The organism is Pseudomonas nitroreducens, assembly GCF_010994165.1.
Lineage (GTDB): Bacteria > Pseudomonadota > Gammaproteobacteria > Pseudomonadales > Pseudomonadaceae > Pseudomonas > Pseudomonas nitroreducens.
Window position 1 is genome coordinate 1,576,091 of the sequence record NZ_WMBX01000001.1, and the last position, 19,031, is coordinate 1,595,121.

The 19,031-nt window shown below is 67.5% G+C and carries 11 protein-coding genes; 1 reads left to right on the forward strand and 10 read right to left on the reverse strand.

Features of this window, described 5'->3' with window-relative positions:
* Positions 1 to 10 precede the first annotated feature (10 nt).
* From GJV37_RS07540 to phnD, 10 genes are all read right to left on the reverse strand, one after another.
* Complete coding sequence (locus GJV37_RS07540) at positions 11 to 8,260, reverse strand: two-partner secretion domain-containing protein (RefSeq protein ID WP_193452270.1); 8,250 nt, start codon at positions 8,258 to 8,260, stop codon at positions 11 to 13.
* A gap of 43 nt (positions 8,261 to 8,303) precedes the next feature.
* Complete coding sequence (locus GJV37_RS07545) at positions 8,304 to 8,822, reverse strand: toxin-activating lysine-acyltransferase (RefSeq protein ID WP_024763513.1); 519 nt, start codon at positions 8,820 to 8,822, stop codon at positions 8,304 to 8,306.
* Positions 8,823 to 8,832: 10 nt separating this feature from the next.
* Positions 8,833 to 10,554, reverse strand: coding sequence for a ShlB/FhaC/HecB family hemolysin secretion/activation protein (locus tag GJV37_RS07550; RefSeq protein ID WP_246228258.1), 1,722 nt, complete (start codon positions 10,552 to 10,554; stop codon positions 8,833 to 8,835).
* 430 nt (positions 10,555 to 10,984) lie between these two features.
* The gene (phnX, locus tag GJV37_RS07555) at positions 10,985 to 11,812 is read right to left on the reverse strand and encodes a phosphonoacetaldehyde hydrolase (protein ID WP_084357286.1); all 828 of its coding nucleotides are present in this window, start codon (positions 11,810 to 11,812) and stop codon (positions 10,985 to 10,987) included.
* 102 nt (positions 11,813 to 11,914) lie between these two features.
* Positions 11,915 to 12,775, reverse strand: coding sequence for a LysR substrate-binding domain-containing protein (locus GJV37_RS07560; RefSeq protein ID WP_024763510.1), 861 nt, complete (start codon positions 12,773 to 12,775; stop codon positions 11,915 to 11,917).
* Between the two features lie 41 nt (positions 12,776 to 12,816).
* Positions 12,817 to 14,112, reverse strand: a complete 1,296-nt coding sequence (locus GJV37_RS07565) for an MFS transporter (protein ID WP_193452271.1) — start codon at positions 14,110 to 14,112, stop codon at positions 12,817 to 12,819.
* Positions 14,113 to 14,239: 127 nt separating this feature from the next.
* Positions 14,240 to 15,328: an iron-containing alcohol dehydrogenase PsrA gene (psrA, locus tag GJV37_RS07570; RefSeq protein ID WP_193452272.1), complete on the reverse strand. Its 1,089-nt coding sequence runs from the start codon at positions 15,326 to 15,328 to the stop codon at positions 14,240 to 14,242.
* A 196-nt stretch (positions 15,329 to 15,524) separates the two neighbouring features.
* Positions 15,525 to 16,343, reverse strand: a complete 819-nt coding sequence (gene phnE, locus GJV37_RS07575; RefSeq protein ID WP_193452273.1) for a phosphonate ABC transporter, permease protein PhnE — start codon at positions 16,341 to 16,343, stop codon at positions 15,525 to 15,527.
* Entirely contained in the window at positions 16,340 to 17,140 is an 801-nt protein-coding gene (gene phnC / locus GJV37_RS07580; protein ID WP_193452274.1) for a phosphonate ABC transporter ATP-binding protein, read from the reverse strand. Before phnC ends, phnE begins: the two co-directional genes overlap by 4 nt.
* Positions 17,137 to 18,009: a phosphonate ABC transporter substrate-binding protein gene (gene phnD / locus GJV37_RS07585; protein ID WP_024763505.1), complete on the reverse strand. Its 873-nt coding sequence runs from the start codon at positions 18,007 to 18,009 to the stop codon at positions 17,137 to 17,139. Before phnD ends, phnC begins: the two co-directional genes overlap by 4 nt.
* A gap of 111 nt (positions 18,010 to 18,120) precedes the next feature.
* Here phnD and GJV37_RS07590 point away from each other — a divergent pair, with 111 nt between their 5' ends.
* Positions 18,121 to 18,978, forward strand: coding sequence for a LysR substrate-binding domain-containing protein (locus tag GJV37_RS07590; protein ID WP_193452275.1), 858 nt, complete (start codon positions 18,121 to 18,123; stop codon positions 18,976 to 18,978).
* The last annotated feature ends 53 nt before the right edge of the window (positions 18,979 to 19,031 follow it).

A 19,031-nucleotide genomic window follows, 5' to 3' on the forward strand; every position in this document is an offset into this window, starting at 1 on the left:
GTCTGCGGGCTCATGGGGTCGGCGGATAGGTCTTCACCGGGGTGAGTACCGGTTTCTTGTCCGGCATGTCCTGCCAGAACTTCTGGCAGGCAGGGTCGCCGTTGCCGTAGCAGTTGTGCACCGTGTACTTGCCGCCTGCCACGTTCTTGATCTCCTTGAGCGCATTGCTGTCGTCGGGGATGGTGCCGCCGGTGCCGGGGTTCCAGCCGATCCAGCCGCCCACCGGGTCGGTCTTGTGGTTCTGCAGCTGGACGACCATCTCGTTCTTCTTCTCGTCGCTCATCGCGTCGCGATTCTGCAGCATGGCCAGCAAGTCGTCCGCCTTGGCGGCATTGTAGGCCGGGCCGTAGAAGTTGAGGGTGGTGTTGCTCAGGCTGCCGCTGGGATCGGGCAGCCGTGCGATGGACTCCATGGCGTTGCCGGTGGTCATCGAGCCGCGGCTGTGGCCGTCGATGTGCAGACCGGTCTCGCCATAGCGCAGCAGCGCTTCGCGGGTCTCGACGGTGGCGTTGGCCAGGCCCCAGAAGTCGTTCTCCAGGTACTTCTGGTAGCCGGCGATGAGCAGCTCGGAGACGGAGTTGCTGGCGTCGGGGAACCAGATGAAGTACTGCGGGCCATCGGCGGTGCTGTGCTGCGCCGCGTAGCGGGCCGCGCCGTTCTCGTCGTTGAAGATGCCGTTGTTGGCGATGTGCACGCGGCCGTCGCCACCGGCCTGCAGGTTGGCCTTCTCGCTGTCGTCGAGTTCGCGGCGCAGCGGCACGCCGTCCTTGTCGCGCAGTACGTTGCCCTGGTCGTCGGTGAGGATGACGAACATCCGCGCCTTTTCCAGGAACATCTTGCGGTAGGCGTCGTCGGTGAACTGCACGGCCTGGCGGTAGGTTTCGTTCTTGATCGCCTGTTCCGCCTCGGCGGTGCGGCGCATCTCGTCGACGTCCTGGCGCTCGGCGGCGGTATGGGCGTTGGCGGTGTCGCGGTTGAGGCCGGCGACCGTGTCCGCGCCGTTCTGCCCGGTGAGTTGCTGTTGCAGGGCATCGTCGGTGATGACCACGGTGCCGGCGCTGATGGCGCTGCGGGTATCGCCGGACGACGAGCCGGAGTCCTTGCCCGAGTTCAGCGCGTTGCCGACGATGGCCTTGCCGACGCCGTACTTGCCCTGGGTGACCATGTCGGAACTGAGGTTGACGCCGCTGCTGGTGGCCTTGGCATCCGCTGCGTTGTGGATGTCCGCCTGGGTCAGGGTGGCGGTGCTGAGCCGGTTGCGCCCGGCCTCGATGGCGGCGTCGCTGCTGGCGATCAGGCCGCCCTTGAGGTCGGTGTTGCCGTTCACGCGGATGTCGAAGCCGCCGTCGCCTGCCTTGATCCCCGATTGTTCGGTGACGCTGGCGTAGTTGGAGTTCTGCTTGGCCGTGTTGCTGCTGACGCTGCCGCTGGAAGCGCCGTAGCAGAACGGCGGGATGCACAGGCTGACGCCCACGCCCTTGCTCGACTGCTTGGCGTCGTAAGTGCTGGTGTCCTGCAGGCTCTCGATGCTCAGGTTGCCGCCGACGTCGGCAGTGACCTGCGGCGCGCTGACCACCGCGCCATGCAGCTGGGTGTCGCCGCCGGACTGCAGGTTGACCTGGCGCCCGCCGTCGACGTGGGTGTTGCTCCACACCAGGTCCTTGCCATCGGCGTTGCCGCGGTTCTGCGAGGCGCCGGCGTTGATGGTGAAGCCGTTCTGCGTGCCGCCCACGGCGAAGCCGATGCCGATGCTGGCGCTGCTGCCCTTGCTGGTGCTGTGCTGCTCGACGGTGTTCTTCGCGGCCAGCAGGGCGATGTCGCCGTCGGCCTTGAGATTGGCGTCGCGCCCGGCGCTGATCTGGCTGCCCTGCACGGTGAGGTCGCTGTCCTTGCCGGCACCGCTGGCGGTGATGTTCACGTCACGCCCGGCGCTCACGCTGGAGCCGGCGGCGGTGCTGCCGCGCTGCTCGCTGCGGCTCTCGTTCTTGCTCGCGCCGATGGAGATGCTGATGTTGATGCCGCCGGCCTGGGCCGGATTGGCCATGACGGCGGAGGCGGCGCCGGCACCTTCCAGCGCGACATTGGCCGCGGCCAGGGCCTTCATGCGGTTGTCGTCGGTGCGCTCGGCGGACTTCTTCATCTGCTGCGCGGTCTGCACGGCGGTGATGATCGGGTTGGTCAGGGTGACGGAAAGGCCGCTCTGCTTGAACTTGCTTTCCTGGGTGCTGAGGTGGGCGTTCTGCGCCTCGACGATGTCGACGGTGCGGCCTTCGATGTTCACATCACCGCTGGGCGCGCTGACCTTGCTGCCGACCTGGCGGTAGGCCTCGCCGGCCTTGATGTTGACGTTGCCGTTGATCGAGCCGACGGTGCTGGCGGCGGCGCTGTCGCCATCGTCGGTGTTCTTCACCGACTGCTGCTGGCTGCCGATGGTGAAGCCGATGCCGCCGCCGCTGAACAGGCCGCTCTTCTTCTCGTCGCGGCTGTGCTGTTCGTTCAGGTGGTCGGTGGCGGAGGCGATGGTGACGTTGCGGCCGGCCACCAGGGTGGTGTCGCCGTTGGACACCACGTTGCTGCCTTCCACCTTGATGTCGTTGCCGGCGCTGACGTAGGTGGTCTCGCCGCTGAAGGTCGAGCCCTGGGACAGGCTCTCGTCGACCGTGTCGCGGGTGACGATGGTCTTGGAGGAGAACCAGCCGGTCTTGCTCTTGACCTTGTGCGCCTCGTCGGCCATGGCGTTGTTCTGGCTGGCGGTGAGGTTGACGTCGTGGTCGGCGGAGGCCTGCACCGCGCCCTTTTCGCTGGTCACGCTGGCACCGCGGGAGTTGAGGTCGTGGCCGGCGATCAGGCGCACGTCGCCCTGGCCCTGCACGCTGCTGGCCACTTCGCCGGCGCTGGACTCCTTGCGCCAGTTGCTGCTGTTCCAGGTCATGCTCTGCTGTTCCTGGACGGCCACGGTGCCGAGGTTGATGTCGTTGCCGGCGCCCAGGGTGGTCTTGCCGCCTGCGCCGCTGTTGACCACCTGGGCGGCGTTCAGGTTGAGGTCACGCCCGGCCGTGGCGATCAGCTCGCCGGCCGGGTCGGAGACGAACAGCCCGGCGACCCGGGACAGGCGCGTGGCGCTGCCCTGGGCGCTCTGGGAGTCCTGGGTGCTGGAGGTCAGGTTGATGTCGCGGCCGGCCACGGCGGTCAGGCTATGGCTGGCGTCGATCAGGCCGCCGAGGTTGTTCAGGTCGCCGGCGGCCTTCACTCCCACGTCGGTGCCGGTCAGGCGGCCACCGAGGTTCTGGATGTTCTGCGCGGTGATCGACAGCACGTTGCGCCCGGCAAGGGTGCCGCTGTTGACCAGGTCGTTCTGGATGTTCAGGTCGACGTTCTGCCCGGCCATCAGCGCGCCGGAACCGTCGATGTCGCCCTGGCGTACGCGCACATAGACCTGCGGCACCAGCGCGCGGGTCACGCTGCCATCGGGCAGGGTGACGTCCTTGGCCACCAGCCAGACGATGTCGCTGGTCAGCTGCGCCATCTGCTCGGGAGTCAGGGCGACGCCGGGCACCAGGTTCCAGGCCTGGGCATAGGTCAGGCCGTTGTCGAGCAGCGCGCGGTACTGGGTTTCGTCATTGCCGTAGCCATCGAGGAAGCGCCGCCCGGTGAGTTGGGCGATCTGTTCGCGGATCAGCTTCTGCTCATAGAAGCCATCGCCCAGGCGCGTCAGGGTCAGGCCGGGGTCCAGCTTCAGGCGGTCGAGCATGTAGTCCGAGGACAGCCAGGCGCGGTAGTTGGTGAAGCGCGGGTCGCTCTCGATCAGGTAGCCGCTGGTGGCCTGCGGGTTGACCTGGAACAGGCTGTTGTCCGGCACGCGGGTGTCGATGCCGCCGGTGCGGATGCTCTCGGCGACGCCGGCATCGTTCTTGGTCTGCACGGCAGTCACTTCCAGTACCGGGCTGATCACCCGGCCGTTGCCGACGTTGACCTGGGCGGCGCCGGCACCGCTTGCCGGCTGGTCGACACGGCCCAGGTTGAGATCGCCGACCTGGGTGCCGCTGCCGACGTGGGCGGTGTTCTGCAGGTAGGCGCCGGGCTTGAGGAAGATGTCGACGATGCTGGCCGCCGGGTTGTAGGCGGCGTTATCGGCGCCCTGCTCGTCCCGGCCCTTCTTCTGGATGCGGTAGAAGTGGGTGACGATGCCGCTCTCGGTAGTGACACGCTCGCCGGGGGCCTCGGTGTTTTCCAGACGGCCCAGGTTACCGCCGATGGTGCCGCCGGCGATGATCCGGCTCTTGTCGTTGAGCGCGTCGGCGACGTCCAGGCGCAGGTTGCCGCCGGCAAGGATCTGCGCCGGATCGGAGCTGAGAATCTGCGTTTCGCGGGTCACGCGGGTGTAGTTGTAGAGGTTCCAGTCCTCGCGCTCGCCCTCCGGGGTGACCAGGTAATCCACCTCGGAGTTGTAGATGGAAATCTGCTCCGGCCGGTAGCGGTTGGTGGAGCCGGTGAGCTGGTACTCGAGGATGCTCTCGCGGCTGACTTCCACTTCCTGGGTGCTGAAATGTTCGTTGGTGTTGCGCAGCACGGCGCTGGCCAGGCCCATGTCGCCCAGGGCCTCGATGGTGGCGCTGGCGTTGCGGATTTCGCCGGCGCTGCCGGTGGCGTGGCCGTTGGCGTCCAGGGCGCCGCCGATGTAGAGGTCGCCGGCGCTGAAGAGCAGGGCATGCTCGCGGTTCAGCAGGCTGCCCACGCCTATGTCCAGGCGATTGCGCGCGGCGATCACGGCGGCCTTGCCGTCTTCGACGTCGTTGCGCAGGGCGCCGGCGGATACCGACAGCTGGTCGCCGTAGATGCGCCCGCTGCCGAGGTTGTTCAGGGTGCCTGCGTTGACACGGGTGGTCTGGCCATCGAGCAGGCCGCGGTTGGTCAGGGTGCCGCCGGTGTCGAGGGTCAGGTTGGTGGCGCTCAGCTCGCCGGTGGCGGTGTTGTTCAGGTTGCCGGCTGTCACCTTCAGCGCCTGGCCCGCGACGAGGCGTGCCTGGTTGTCGAGGTTGCCGGCGGTCTGCAGGTCGATGCTGCCGTTGGCCTGCAACTGGCCGCTGTGCACGTAGCTGTCGCTCAGCTTCAGGCTGATGTCGCCCAGGCTCAGGGTCTGGCCGTCGCCGCCCAGGCTCCTGCTGTCGATGCTCAGCTTCTGCCCGGCGATCAGCTTGCCGTTGTGGTTGAGGATGGCCAGGGACTTGCTGGCCGCGCCGTCGAGGATGTTCAGGTTCTTGCTGGAGCTGACCAGCCCGCCGCTGTTGTCCAGCTGGCCGCTGCTGTTCAGGGTGAGGGTTTCGTCGGCGCGCACCGCACCGGACTGGTTGTCGATCTGGCTGGCGCTGAGCGTCAGCGAATGGCCTTCGAGGCCCTGGTCGGTACCCAGGGTGTTGCGGTTGTCGAGGGTACCCGCCGTGACCAGCAGTTTGCCGCCGGCGCGCAGCAGGCTGCCGGCGTTGTCCAGGCGGCCGCTGGCGAGGTCGAGCACGGCGTCGCCCAGGGTCTGCAGCTGCCCGCCACGGTTGTCCAGGCCGCTGGCCTTGATGCGCACGTTGCCTTCGCTGGTCAACAGGCCGCCACGGGCGTTGTTGATTTGCGCAGTGGTGAGGTCGAGGTCGCCCTTGCCGCCGATGAAGCCGGCGCTGTTGTCCAGGTTGCCGCTGGCGAGGATCACTCCGCCCTTGCCGAGCAGGCCGCCGCTGGCGCCGGAATCGGTGTTGCCGATGGCCTGGCCATGGGCGTCGATGCGCAGCAGGCCGGCGGCCTGGACCAGGCCGCCCTGGTTGTTCAGCGCGCCGGTCTGCAGCTCAACACCGTCGCTGGCGATCAGCACGCCATTCTGGTTGTCGAGCGTCGCGCGGTTGCTGTCCAGCTTGAGGTTGCCGGCACTGATCAGGCCGTTGCCGTTGAGCACGCCCTGGCCCGACAGGGTGATCTGGTGCTGGCCCTCGATGCGGCCGTTGCGGTTGTCCAGGCTGCCCTGGGTGGCGTCGACGGCCACGCTGCCGTCCACCGAGCCGAGCGTGCCAGCCTGGTTGCTGATGCTGCCGCCACGGGCCGTCAGTGCGCCTTTGGCGGCGAGGGTGCCGGTGTCGTTGTTGAGCTTGCCGGCGCTGGCGTCGAGCGTGCCGCTGGCGGTGACCTTGCCTTTGGCATTGACCAGCTCGCCGGCTTCCACGCGCGAGTTGCCGGTCGCCGCGAGGGTGCCGGAGGCATTGTCCAGCTTGTCCTTCACCTTGGCCTGGAGGTCGCCCCCGGCAGCCTGGACGGTGCCGGACTGGTTCATCAGGGTGCCTGCGTCCAGCTGCACGCCGCCATTGCCGGCGAGGGTGCCGCCGCTGTTGTCCAGCAGGCCGCTGGTGCTGACGCGCAGGGTACCGGCGCCCGTCTGGAGGATTTCGCCCCGGCGGTTGGAGAGCGACGCGGCATCGATGCCGATCTGCCGCGCGACTGTGCTGGCGCCGTCGAGCAGGGCGTCGTTCAGGCTGGCCTGCAACTGGCCGTTGCTGGCGATGGAGCCGCTGCGGCCATCGACGGAGTTCGCGGTGACCTTCAGGGTGCCGCTGCCGGCGTGTTCGATCCTGCCCTGGCGGTTGTTCAGGTTCAGTGCGCCCAGGGTCAGGTTGGCAGCGTTGCTGGCGATGCGGCCATCGCTGTTGTCCAGGGTGCCGGGGAGGGCGAGGGTCATGTCGCCGCTGCCGGTCTGGATGATCTCGCCCTTGCGGTTGGACAGGTCGTGGGCCTGCAACTGCACGCTGGTGCCGGCCAGCTTGGCCGAATCGGAGGTCAGCTTCTGCGCGATGTTCGCTGCAAGGAGGTTGCCGGCGTCCAGCGTTGCTCCGCTCAGGTCGGCATTGGCGGTGGCACTCAGGCGAATGTTCTGGGCGCTGGCCTGGCCCTGTTTGAGGTCAAGGTCGGCGCCGCCGATCCCGAGATCGCCACCGGCAAGGGTGGCGCCCTGGCTTTTCACCTGCCGGGTGGCGGTGATGTCGAGCCGCCCGCTGGTGCCGATGCTGCCGTCCGCCTGCACGCCGGCGGCCAGGGTGGCCTGGCTGTCGTTGACGATGCCATTGGCGTTCAGGCTGACGTTCTGCTGCGCCGCGGCGATGCCGCTGTTGTGGATGTCGCCGCGGCTGCTCAGGGCGGTGTCGCCCTTGGCGTAGGCCGAGCCGCTGTTGTCGATGCCGCCGTTGCTGTCCAGGCGGACGTTGGCGGTGGCGTTGATCTGGCCGCTGTTGCCAATGCGCCCGTCGGCGCTGATCACCACGTCGCCGGCGCTGGCGCCGATCTGCCCGGCGTTGCGCACGCCGACGCCGGATTCGGTGCCGACCAGCATGATCTTGCCGGCATACATGCCGCCGAGCTGGGCGACGTCGATGGCCACCGAGGGCTTCTCGCCGTTGCCTTCGATGGGCCGTGCGCTGCTGTTGTCGGCGTTGACCTGGTTGGCCCCGGCGGTGACGCGCAGGTCGTTCGCCCAGACGCCGGCGTTGACCTCCACGGAGCGCGCGATCACGTCGGTGAAGTCGGTCTGGCTGGCGTCCAGGCCCTTGCCGGTGATGGCGATGCGGCCGCCGCGCACTTCATAGCCCTGCAACTGGCCGTCGACGATCTGCGCGGTACCGGTGGTGAGGGTAGCGCGGTTGGCGTTGATGAAGCCGCAGCCGTCGCAGGCGATGCCTGCCGGGTTGGCGATCACCACCTGGGCGCGGTCGCCGGCCACTTCCACGTAGCCGCGCAGCTGGCTGGGGTTGCTGCCGTTGACCTCGTTGAGAATCACCCGCGCGGTGCCGTTGGCCAGGTTCTGGTTGCCGTCGATCCAGCCGCCGAGCTGGGTCTGCACACTATTGCGCGAGTTGTTGAGGATCGCGCCCTGCTGGTTCACGTCGAACTGGCTGTAGGTGTTGCGCGAGACGCCCGCCGCGCTGGGCGTCTGGATGTTCACCTGGGGCACGCCGTTGGCGGAGTTGATCACGCCCGGCTGCTGGCCGGGCGGGGCGCCATGGTCGGCGACGATGTCGGCTTGGGCCAGCGGGACGGCCAGGCTGATCAGCCCGAGCGTCGCCATCAGGGCGAAACGCAGTGGGCGCAGGCTGACCAGCAGCGCGGAGCCAACAGCGCCCCGCGGGCCTTCCGTGGTGCCCGGTGCCTTGCCGTTGCTGGTGACGTTCTCGGCAACGACCATGAGTTGGCCGCGAGCCTTGTTGAAGACGATGCGGTGGAGGTGCTTGTTCATACAAATCCCTTTGTCGGTTCAGGGCGCAGGCCGCGGGGCGCGCTCAGAGCTGGATGGCCAGCGGGTGGTCGGAGAACCATGCGCGCCCTTCGGCGGGCATGACCGCGACACCCTGGAACTTCTTGATCCTCAGGCCGCGTTGTTCGCCACGGTGGTACAGCGCCCGGCCGCAGCGGTTGGCGAAGAAGTGCCGCTGCAGGACGCGCGACACCGGAACGGAGTGGCCGAACGGCGCCACCCAGTCGTTGAACCAGATACGCTCGCCGCTGTTCCAGTCGGCGGCCGGCATGCAGATGGCCGGCTGGCTCAGGTAGCGCGCCTCGGCTTCCAGGCTCAGGTTGCTGAAGGCGACGTAGAACACCGGGCGGCCGTTCTGCCGGCCGAGGATGAACTGCCGATGGCTGATCGCCGGCAGCAGCAGGGCGTTGAGCGCGTGCAGCGGGATGTCGCGGTGAGACGCCGAGTGCAGCCACAGCCAGACCGCCGAGCCCAGCGCCTCGGCTTCGCTCCAGGGTTCGTCGAAGAAGCCCGGCGCGGTGATGTCGAATCCGTCGATATGCATGGGCGCCTCCTCAGAAGGACCAGGTCAGGTTGAAGCCGCCGGTGGTGGTGGCGGTGTCGAAGCCCTTGGGCTTGCTGATCGGCTGGCCGACGAAAACGTCGTAGGACACGCCGCGATAACCGCCGCGCAGGCCCAGCACGTAACCGGCCAGGTGAGTGCCGATCAGGTACTTGCTCGACTGCCCGCCGACTTCGCCGTAGTCCACGCCCACGTAGGCTTCCTGGCCGGTCTGGCCGAGCGCCAGGCCGAGGTCGTTGCGGGTCAGCCAGCCCCGGTCGGCGGAGAGGATCTGCTCGCCGTCGAAGCCGCGCACGCTGTAGCGCCCGCCGATGGTGAAGCGGTCCTGGGGTACCAGCGGCGTGCGGTTCCATTGCGCGCGCCAGGTGTTGCTGTAGCGCAGGCGCTGGTCGCCCAGGGCGAAGGGCACGCTGAGTTGGGCTTCGGCGGTGATGATCTTGGAGCGCGAGGTGCCTTCGTCGAAGGGTTCCTCCGGCGCCGCCATGGCATTGCGCGCTCCGGTGCCGCGGCGGTAGCCGGTGCTCAGGTAGAGGGTGGAGGCGCCGATGTATTCGGTATGGGTCAGGCCGAACGACCAGCCGGCCATGCGTCGGCGCTGGATCTCGATCTCGGTGTCGTCGATCCAGTTCTTCGAGCGCCGGCTCCAGCCGCCGATGCTGGCGGTGGTCTTGCGCACGGCGTCGCGGTAGAGCATGCGGGTGAGGCTGATCTCGTCGTTCTTGCTCTCGCCGCTGTAGCTGTAGTCCTGGTTCGCCCCGGAGATCGTCTGGTGGTAGTCGTACTCGCTGGAGGTCACCCCCAGCAGCCAGTAACCGAAGGGCACCGAGTAGTGCAGGGTGTGGCCGCGTGAGCCGCGATCGCCGGAGTCGCCGCCGCCCAGGTCGTGGTTGTAGCTGAAGTAGAACAGGTCGCTGAGGGTCAGGAAGTTGTCGAACGACACCGAGGTGGTGCCCAGGTACTTGCCGGTCTCGTCGGTGCCCGAGTCGTCCACCGAGAGGCTGAAGCGGATCGGGAATTTCTGCCGCCAGGCGATCACCAGGTCGCTTTCGCCGGGCTGCGCGCCGGCGCCTTCGGCGGCGGTGATCTGGATGTCGGCGTCGGCGGTGGGCACCCGCTTGAAGTTCTCCAGCGCCTGCTCGATGTCGCGCAGGTTGAGCAGGTCGCCGGGCTTGGCGGGCACGGTGTTCCAGGCGTTGGCGCGGTGCGAGGTGCCCTCGGCGAAGCGGATCGAGCGGATGCGCCCCGGCACCAGTGTCAGCTCGAGGGTGCCGCTCTTCAGGTCCTGTGGCTGCGCCAGCACGCGGGAGGTGACGTAGCCGCGTTCGATAATCGCGTTCTGGATGCGCTTCATCGTCAGGTTGATGCCGTTGGCGCCCAGGCACTGGCCGGTGGCCGGGTCGTCCTTCAGGTCGGCGGCGCGCAGGGCCCACTGGAATTGCTCGGCGGCATCGCCGGTGAGGGTTATCTGGCGGATCGCAAAGCAGGGTGCCTCGTTGCGCGGCAGGCGGTTGCCTTCCAGGCCGCTGGGTGGCAGCTTCAGGCGCACATCTGGCGAGGGTTCCATCTGCTCGCGCAGCGCGCGATCGCGTTCCTGCTGTTGCAGAAGCTGCTGGGCGGGGAGCGGGTCGGCGGCCAGGGCGGTGGCGCCACTGCACGCGCCCATGGCCAGGGCAGCCAGGTGCAGGGCAGTTCGAAGGGGAAGAGCGATACCCATCCATGGGGCTCGTGGAGCACGGCACGAATCTGCCGAAAGCGCTCTACGGCAAGAGAGAAGAGCCATTTCGCATCCTTGTGAAATATCTTGCAATAACTCGTCGAATTATGACGAAAAGTCCTGAATCCGACCGTGAATCCGTTCTAATCGCTGTAAATCCGTTGATACACCGCTGTCGGATGTGTAACGCGGATATGACAGCTCCGACGGTTCGAGATGAAGGACGGAAATTTTGTTCCGAATGTTTACAGAGGCCTGACGAACGGTCTGAAGTGCTATTGCCGTGATATCACGGGATGCATGGCCGATCCTTATATAGGAGCGAGCTTGCTGGCGAACCGATTCCCCGCGGCGATGTTCGCGAGCAAGCTCGCTCCTACAGAAAGCAGAAGGCCCGCATCAGGCGGGCCTTCTTCGTTCTCGCTCGGGATCAGCTGCTCTGCGGCATCTCGCCCCGCGCCAGGCGCGCATTGATATCGGCGATCACCGCCGGCAGTTCGGCGATGGTGTCGATCAGGTAATGCGGCCGCGAGCCCTCGAACATCTGGCCGATGCGGCGGCGTTCCTGCTCAAGCTTTTCCGCCGGCAGCGCCTTGTACTGCTCGTAGGTCAGGCCCAGGGCGTTGCCCGAGCAGGTCAGCGCCACGGTCCACATGCCGGCGCTGCGGCCTTCGAGGATGCCCGGCCAGGTGTCGTCGACCTTCACGCAGGCCGCGACATCGTTGATCCCCAGGGCGATCACGTTGGCCAGCGCCTGGGCCGGGTACGGGCGGCCGTTGGGCACTTCGTCGGTGGCGACCACATGGTCGGCGACATAGCCGTTGGTCTTGGCCAACGCCACGACCTTCTCCATCACCACCGCCGGGTAGCCGGAACAGGAACCTATCTTCAGCCCGTTCCTGCGCAGGTCGGCGATGGCATCGAGCGCACCGGGAATCAGCGCCGAATGCTCGGCGATCTTCTCGATCTGCAGCGGCATGAAGCGTTCGTAGATGGCGGTGACATCGTCGTCGGTGGGCAGATGACCGAAGGCCGTACGGTAGCGTTCGCCGATGGCGGGGATGTCGCACAGGGTGCGGATGTGGTCCCACTTGCCCATGCCCATCGGGCCGCGGGCTTCTTCCAGGCTGACCTGCACGCCGAACTCGGCGAAGGCCTCGACGAAGATCTGGGTCGGCGCGAAGGAGCCGAAGTCGACCACGGTGCCGGCCCAGTCGAGGATGGCGGCTTGCAGTTGCTGGGGTTGCTGGTAGTGCATGGCGGTGCTCCTGTGAGGGGATTCTTGGTGAAAGGCAGGATGAGCGCGGCCCGCCCGGCGTCATGGCAGGCTCGCGGTGTCACGGGGTGTTCGGGTGGAAAATCAGGCCGTGGAGTCGAACAGCTCGGCGATGATCGGCCGCTTGCGGCGGATGCCCAGGCAGCACAGGTAGTAGTCGATGTGGAACGGGTCCTCGGCGAAGGCGATGGAGCGCGTGCCGGGCCGGTCGGCGTATTCCACCGCCGAGACGAAGCCCACGCCGATGCCGTGCACCACCGCATGGACGATGGCCTCGCGGCTGTTCAGCTGCATCGCGCAGTCCAGCTCCACGCCATGTTGCCGGCAGCCTTCCTCGACCAACTGGCGGGTGCGCGAGGCCGGCTCGCGCAACACCACGCGCTGGCTGGCGATCTCCTGCACGCTGACCGATTCCTGCTGCGCCCAGGGGTGGTCGTCGCGTACCACCGCGAGGATCGGGCAGGTGCGGTAGAGCTGCGTGCTCAGGCGCTGGTCGAACTCCGAGAGGGCGAGGATCGCCACGTCGATATCGAAGTTGTACAGCCGCTCCAGGGTGCCGGCCTCGCTGGTGAAGGAGGTCTCCAGTTCGATGTGCGGGTAACGCTGCATCAGTGCGTAGGTCAGGCTCATGGCGATCGGCGGCGACACCGCGCCGATGCGCAACATGCCCTGCTTGCGCTGCTGGAAGCTCTGCAGCAGTTGCAAGGCTTCGTCCTCCTGGCCGAACAGGCCCTGGGTGATCGCGTAGAGCTGCTCGCCGGCCGGGCTCAGCTCGATGAAGCGCCCGCGTCGATGGAACAGCTCCACGCTGAAGCGCTTCTCCAGGCCGCTGACCTGCTCGCTGATGGTCGGCTGGCCGACGCTGAGCAGCGCCGCGGCCTGGGTGAAGCTGCCGGTGCGGGCCACGGCGTGAAAGGAGCGCAACCACTTGTGGTACTGGTACATGAGGTCTCTCTGTGAGGAAGGCCTGGCTCATTGCCGTGCCCTCAGCGCCGGACGAACAGGGCGACCACCGCGCTGCACACGCAGGCCGTGGTGACCACGATGAAGATCAGCGAAGTATTGCCTGTCGTGTCCAGCATGCGACCGATCAGGGGTTCGGCCAGACCCGCGAAGAGGTAGGAGGAGAAGTTCATGATCCCGGTGGCGGTACCGGCGCGGCGCGCGCCGACCAGGTCCGGGCAGAGCGCCCAGAAGCTCGACGCCGGGCCGTAGACGAAGAAGCCGCAGAGGAACAGCGCGAGCAGGCCGATGCTGCTGTGCGCCGGCAGGCTCCACATCCACAGGCTGGTGAGGGCGCCGAGCACCATGTAGAGCATGATCGCGCGGTAGCGCTTGCTGCCGAACAGGCGGTCGGACACCCAGCCATTGCTCAGTGCGCCGACGGCCATGCCGACCGGCAGGGCGATGGTGATCCACTTCGGGTCGATGAAGCTCTGGCCCTTCTGCCAGTCGGCGCCGAGGAAGTGCACCGGCACCCAGACGATCAGCCCATAGCGCGCAGCGTTCTGGAAGCCCAGCGACAGCGCAGCGACCAGCAGGCGCGGGTTCTTCAGCACCGCCAGGTAGCGCTGCGTCGAGCTTTCCTCTTCACCGTGGGTCGCTTCGCTGGAGCGGTCCTCGGCATTCGCCACGCCGGTGTCGGCCAGCGGCTCGAAGCCCATGTCCTGCGGGCGTTCCCGTGCCACCAGATAGAACACGATGCCGCCGGCGAGCATCAGCAGGACCGGCAGGCGGAAGATCCAGCGCCACTCCAGGTGCAACACATCGATCACCACCACCGAGGTGATGTACGACAGCACCGAGGCGCAGCCGGCGGCGAACACGTAGAAGCCGTAGACCTTGCCGCGCTCGGCGGCGCTCCACCAGTTCGACAGCAGGCGGCTGCCCGGCGCCCAGCCCAGAGCCTGGAAGTAGCCGTTGATGCCCCACGGCAGGATCAGGCTGGCGAAGCCGCCGGCGAAACTGGTGACCCAGTTGGCGCCGCAGGACAGCACCGCGCCCAGGCTCATGATGCGCCGGCCGCCGAACTTGTCGGCGAGGTTGCCGTTGATGGCCTGGCCGATGGCGTACATCCAGAGCATGGCGCTGGAGGCCCAGCCGAGGGTTTCCTTGCTCAGGCCGAACTCGGCCTGGATACCGGGGATGGCAAAGCCGAACGTCTGGCGGCCGGTATAGAAGAACAGGTAGCAGAACATCGCGGCGAGCAGCATGCGCCACTGCGCCACGCGGAAGGGCGACACGGATGACTCAAGGCCAGGCAGGGTTTGTGCACGGTTCATGGTTGTTTTCCTTCTTGTTCGCTCGCGCCGGCGCAAGGCTCGGCGTGTCGGCACTCTTCTTCGGTGCAATAGGTTTTCGGTGCAACAGGAAAAGGCGGCAGCCAGGGCCTCCCGGTAAAGGACGGCCTCAGGCGGCTTGCGAGCCGATGAAGTTGCGGCCGCGGGCGCCCTGCATGGCGAAGTCGATCATCGCTTCGGCTTCGGCTGCGGTCACCCCGTAGTCGCCGAACTCGGTCTTGACCCCGAGGCGATGGAGGAATTCACGCAGGTGCTTTTGGGCGCCCTTCAGGTCGCTGCCGAAGACGCGCTGCAGCACGCGGTCGCGGTCGGCGTCGCGACCCCAGGCCAGGCCCAGCACCAGCGGCAGGGTGAACGAGCAGGCGATGCCATGGGGCAGGCCGTGGCGCAGGGTCATCTCGTAGGAGATGGAGTGGGCCAGCGCGGTCTTGGTGTTGGAGAAGGCCATACCGGCCTTCAGCGCGGCCAGCGCCATGCGCGAGCGCAGTTCACGGTTGCCGAGGTCCTGCTGCAGGCGCGGCAGGCAGTCGAGGATGTCTTCGATGGCAGAGATGGCGAAGGTGTCGGAGATCGGGTTGGCGTTGTGGTTCCAGATCGATTCCAGTGCGTGGGACAACGCGTCCAGCCCGGTGGACACGGTGACCCCGGCGGGCACGCTGAGCATCAGGTCCGGGTCGATCAGCGCCACCTGCGGCCAGGTGCAATCCAGGTGCAGGGAGTACTTCTTCTGTTGCTGCGCGTCCCAGATGGTCGCCCAGGGCGTCACTTCGCTGCCGGTGCCGGCGGTGGTCGGCGCGGCGACCAGTATCTTGTGTCGTGCCGGGACGAAGGGCTTGCCGGCGGCCAGCAGGTCGAGCAGTTCGTCGAAGCGCCCGGACCCGGTGCCGACGACCAGTGCCTTGGCGGTGTCGATGGCGCTGCCGCCGCCGAGGGCGAACACCGTGGTGCAGTCGCCCGCTTCACGCCAGAAGCGCTCGTGCACGTCGCGCAGCCAGGCTACGTCGGGGTTGGGTTGCACGTCGTCGATGACGTAGGCGAGGCGGTCGCCCAGCAGGTGGCGGACGCGTTCGATCAGCCCCAGTTGCGCGGCTTCGGGGAAGGTCACCAGGGCGACCTTGCCTTGGCACAGGTCGGCGATGCGCTCGAGGCTGCCGCCGCCGAAAACGGTGGCGACCGGATTGTGGAATCGGGCAGGCATGGGCAGTTCCTTGTTGTTGTTTGAACGTGCGGCCATGCTCCGGGCCTCGTCGGTTTCGTTCCAATCGATTGATCGCAGGTGGGCATCGGCCTGACCGATAGCGGCGGGTGCGGACATCTGGCGCAAACTCCAGGCATGAGCCTGCCCGGCGCGCGCCCGGAAGGCGCACGCGGCAGGGTTGAAGAGGGCGGGTGGATCAGTGCCGGCCGTTGCCCTGGATGGCGTGGCGCAGGCGGTTGGAGAGCAGGTCGGCGAGCACCACCATGACGGTGATGACGAGGATGCAGGTGGCGGTCTCCTGGTACTTGAACAGCTTCAGGCTGCTCACCAGTTCGAAGCCCAGGCCGCCGGCGCCGACCATGCCGAGCACGGTGGCCGAGCGCAGGTTGACCTCGAAGCGGTAGAGCACCACGGCGATCCACGCGGTGATCACCTGCGGCAGCACGCCGAAAGCGATCACCTGCAACGGCCGCGCGCCGGTGGCCTGCAAGGCTTCGATAGGGCCCTGGTCGATTTCCTCGATGCTCTCGGCGAAGAACTTGCCGAGCATGCCCACGCCGTGCAGCGCCAGGGCCAGTACGCCGGGGAAGGGGCCGAGGCCGACTGCCGAGACGAACACCAGGGCGAGGATCAACTCGTTGATGCTGCGGATGACGTTGAGCAATTGCCGCGTGCCCAGGTACAGCCAGCGGTTGCCGTGCAGGTTGCGCGCGGCGAGGAAACCCAGCGGCACCGCCAGGACGATGCCCAGCAGCGTGCCCCAGAGGGCGATCTGCAGGGTTTCCAGCGCCGGGCGCCAGAGGCTGGGGAGGATGCTCAGGTCCGGCGGCAGCGAGCGACTGAGGAAGTCGCCGATCTGCGGCAGGCCGCTGGCCAGTTCGCTCCAGCTCAGCTGCGCGCCCTCGGCGCTCCAGTGCAGCAGGTAGATCACCGCCAGAACGGCGGCGCCGGTGGTCAGCCAACCGCGCTTGCTGTGTGGCGTCTCGACCATCCACTGATGGCTTCGCAGGTTCATGCGCCGACTCCTGTGCCGCTGGTGTACACCGCGCGAGCCGCCGCCTGGTAGGCGGTCGCCTCGCCGCTTGGGCGTTGCTGGTAGATCCGCTGCAGGGCCGATTCATCCAGTTCCCCGGCGCTGCCGTCGAAGACCACGCGGCCGTTGGCCAGGCCGACGATGCGGTCGCCGAACTCGCGTGCCAGGTCCACCTGGTGCAGGTTGCACACCACGGTGATGCCCAGGGTGCGGGTGGCTTCGCGCAGGTAGTGCATGACCAGCTGCGCGGTCTTCGGGTCGAGGCTCGCCACCGGTTCGTCGGCGAGGATCACCTGCGGCCGCTGGGCCAGCGCGCGGGCGATGCCGACGCGCTGCATCTGCCCGCCGGACAGCGAATCGGTGCGCGCATCGGCCTTGTGTTCCAGCTCCACCCGGCGCAGGCATTCGCGGGCCAGGGCGATGTCTTCGCGGCTGAACAGTTGCAGTACCGAGGCGAGGGTGTCGACGCAGCCCAGGCGCCCGGTGAGCACGTTCTTCAGCACCGACAGGCGCGGCACCACGTTGTGCTGCTGGAAGATCATCGCCACCCGGCGGCGCAGCTCGCGCTGGTCGCGGGGCTGCAGCGCATCGACCCCGGCGACCTGCAGCGTACCGCTGTCGGCCTGCGCCAGGCGGTTCATGCAGCGCAGCAGGGTGGACTTGCCGGCGCCGGACTGGCCGAGGATCACCACGAACTCGCCGGCCTCGATGCGCAGGTCGATCTCGCGCAGCACCGGGTTGTCGCCGTAGCCCTTGGTCAGTTGGGCGACGCGGATCATTTCAGGCTCCGCAGGTCGAGATCGAGCACCTTGGCGGTGTCGCGCACGACGTTGTAGGCGGCGTCGTTGGTGGGCTGGAAGCCGTTGAGTAGGCCCTGGTCGCCCCACGGCACGTCCTTGATCGAGGCGAACGCGGCGACCAGTTTCTTCTGCAGTTCCGGGTCGAGGTTCTTGCGCCAGACCATGGGCGACTCGGGGATGTCGTCGGATGTCCAGACGACCTGGAAGTCATCCTGCTGCACCTGGCCGGCGCTGATCGCGCCGGCGAGGATGCGGTCGGCCACGGCGGCGGCATCCACCTTGCGGTTCTCCACGGCGAGGATGCTGGCGTCGTGGGAGCCGGAGAAGATCACCCGCGAGAACAGCGCCTTCGGGTCATGCCCGGATTGCTCCAGGCCGGCCTTGGGGAACAGGTGGCCGGAGGCCGAGCTGGGGTCGACGAAGGCGAAGGTGTGGCCCTTGAGGTCGTCCAGGCTGCGGATGCCGCTGTCCTTACGGGCGATGATCAGGCTGTGGTAGGCGCTGCTGCCGGTCTTCTTGGTCACCGCCACGGCGAAGGCGTCGGCGCCGGCCACCTGGTTCGCCAGCACGTAGGAGAACGGCCCGAGGTAGGCGACATCCAGCTTGCCGGCGCGCAGGGCTTCGATCACGCCGTTGTAGTCGGTGGCCACGAAAGGCTTCACCGGCATGCCCAGGCGTTCCTGCAGCTGGTCGAGCACCAGTTGGCTGCTCTTGATCATCGCCTGGGAATCCTCGGAGGGGATCAGGCCGACGGTGAGGGCGTCCTGCGCCTGGGCAGTCGAGAGCAGGGCGGAGGCGAAGGCGAGCGGCAGCACGGCGAAGCGGAACAGTCTGGTCAGCGAAGTCATGGCGTTACCCGGAGGTTGTGTTCGGTAGCGCCAAAGCTAGGGCTGTCATGTGACAGTCACGCCATCAGATCAATATGGGTTTGCACGCAAATCCATTGATAGGAGCTATGGATGTCCACCGCCCGCCTGCGTACCTTCCTCGCCGTCGCCCGCCACGCCAGCTTCAGCGCCGGCGCACGGGCCATCGGCCTCAGCCAGCCGACGGCGACCACGCAGATCCAGGGCCTGGAGCGCGAGTTCAACGTCGAGCTGTTCCACCGCCGTGGCCGTCGCATCGAGCTGACCGCCGTGGGCCGCGCCTTGCTGCCCATTGCCCAGCAGATGTCGATGCTCGAATCCGAGGCGACCAACCTGCTGCGCGATTCCGGCCAGCTCAATCGCGGCCAGCTGAAGGTCGGCGCGGTGGGGCCGTTCCATGTGATCGAGATGGTCGACCGCTATCGCCGGGACTATCCGCAGATCGACGTATCGATCCGTATCGGCAACTCGGCGTCGGTGCTCGCCGACCTGGAGAACTACGTGACCGATGTCGGCGTGCTGGCCGGGCTGCATGACGATCCCGCCTTCGTCGCCGAGTTGTATGCGCGGCACCCGGTGATCCTCTTCGCCCACGCCGAACACCCCTTTGCCCGCCACGACGCGGTGTCGGTGCAGGCGCTGCAGGGCCAGCCGCTGCTGCGTCGCGAGCAGGGCTCGACCACCCGCGTCGCCCTGGAGCGGGTGCTCGAAGCGGCGGATGTCACACCGCGCATCGCCATGGAGATCGGCAGCCGCGAGGCGCTGCGCGAGGCGGTGATCCGTGGCATCGGCATCGGCGTGGTGTCCGAGGCGGAATACATCGCCGATCCTCGCCTGAAGGCCATCCGCATCATCGGCGACCCGGTGTTCACCGAGACCTACCTGTACTACCTGGCCGAGCGCCGCAGCAGCCAGGTGATCGCCTCCTTCCTGCGCACACTCGCGCGATAGCACAGCCGCCGGGGCGGGCGTAAGGCTTGTCTTGCGGGGCGGGGGCCGGGTTA

Bases quoted from the DNA above. Each gene is read 5' to 3' on its own strand.
- GJV37_RS07565 (WP_193452271.1), bottom strand. From the start codon at position 14,112: ATGAACCGTGCACAAACCCTGCCTGGCCTTGAGTCATCCGTGTCGCCC.
- phnC (WP_193452274.1), bottom strand. From the start codon at position 17,140: ATGATCCGCGTCGCCCAACTGACCAAGGGCTACGGCGACAACCCGGTG.
- phnX (WP_084357286.1), bottom strand. From the start codon at position 11,812: ATGCACTACCAGCAACCCCAGCAACTGCAAGCCGCCATCCTCGACTGG.
- psrA (WP_193452272.1), bottom strand. From the start codon at position 15,328: ATGCCTGCCCGATTCCACAATCCGGTCGCCACCGTTTTCGGCGGCGGC.
- phnE (WP_193452273.1), bottom strand. From the start codon at position 16,343: ATGAACCTGCGAAGCCATCAGTGGATGGTCGAGACGCCACACAGCAAG.
- phnD (WP_024763505.1), bottom strand. From the start codon at position 18,009: ATGACTTCGCTGACCAGACTGTTCCGCTTCGCCGTGCTGCCGCTCGCC.
- GJV37_RS07550 (WP_246228258.1), bottom strand. From the start codon at position 10,554: ATGGGTATCGCTCTTCCCCTTCGAACTGCCCTGCACCTGGCTGCCCTG.
- GJV37_RS07560 (WP_024763510.1), bottom strand. From the start codon at position 12,775: ATGTACCAGTACCACAAGTGGTTGCGCTCCTTTCACGCCGTGGCCCGC.
- GJV37_RS07590 (WP_193452275.1), top strand. From the start codon at position 18,121: ATGTCCACCGCCCGCCTGCGTACCTTCCTCGCCGTCGCCCGCCACGCC.
- GJV37_RS07540 (WP_193452270.1), bottom strand. From the start codon at position 8,260: ATGAACAAGCACCTCCACCGCATCGTCTTCAACAAGGCTCGCGGCCAA.
- GJV37_RS07545 (WP_024763513.1), bottom strand. From the start codon at position 8,822: ATGCATATCGACGGATTCGACATCACCGCGCCGGGCTTCTTCGACGAA.